The sequence below is a fragment of the Glycomyces niveus genome, from assembly GCF_017592475.1.
Classification (GTDB): Bacteria; Actinomycetota; Actinomycetes; order Mycobacteriales; family Micromonosporaceae; genus Glycomyces; species Glycomyces niveus.
This window is the reverse complement of the sequence record NZ_JAGFNP010000028.1, coordinates 1-622: the sequence shown is the minus strand read 5'-3', so window position 1 is coordinate 622 and position 622 is coordinate 1. Positions and strand designations below refer to the sequence as shown.

General features: G+C 70.6%; 1 protein-coding gene. It reads right to left on the bottom strand.

Features of this window, described 5'->3' with window-relative positions; translation table 11 throughout:
* The coding region (locus J5V16_RS24030) for an ABC transporter ATP-binding protein (RefSeq protein ID WP_208499913.1) at nt 1-620 on the bottom strand (620 nt) is incomplete at its 3' end.
* Nucleotides 621-622 lie beyond the last annotated feature (2 nt).

Genomic DNA, 622 nt, shown 5'->3' with positions numbered 1-622 from the left:
GCGTGCCGTGCGTCGTGGGTGACCAGGAGTCCGGCCGCGCCCGCGTCCACGCGGCGGCGCAGCAGCTTCAACACCTCCTCGCCCGTGTGCGAGTCGAGCGCGCCGGTCGGCTCGTCCGCCAGCACCAGGCGCCGCTCGCCGATCAACGCCCGGGCGATGGCCACACGCTGGGCCTGTCCGCCGGAGATCTCATCGGGGAACCGGTCGGCCTGCTTGACATCGAGCCCGACCTCTTCGAGGGCCGCGAGCGCCAGCTTGCGGGCCTTGGAGGAAGACATGCCGTCCAGTTCCAGCGGGAGCGCGGCGTTCTCGGCCGCGGTCAGGCTCGGCACCAGGTTGTAGTCCTGGAACACATAGCCCACGCTGCGCCGCCGCAATGCGGCGAGGCGCTTCTTGTTGAGCGAGGCCAGGACGGTGCCTTCGACGAGGACCTGGCCCGAGGTCGGGGCGTCCAGGCCGCCGGCGAGGTTGAGCAGGGTCGACTTGCCGGACCCCGAAGGGCCCATGATGGCGACGAGTTCACCGGCCGCGATGGTGAGCTCGGCCTCGATCAGGGCGTGGACGATGTTCTCGCCCGAGCCGTGGGTCCGGCTCACGCCTTTCAGATGCAGAACGGTCATGG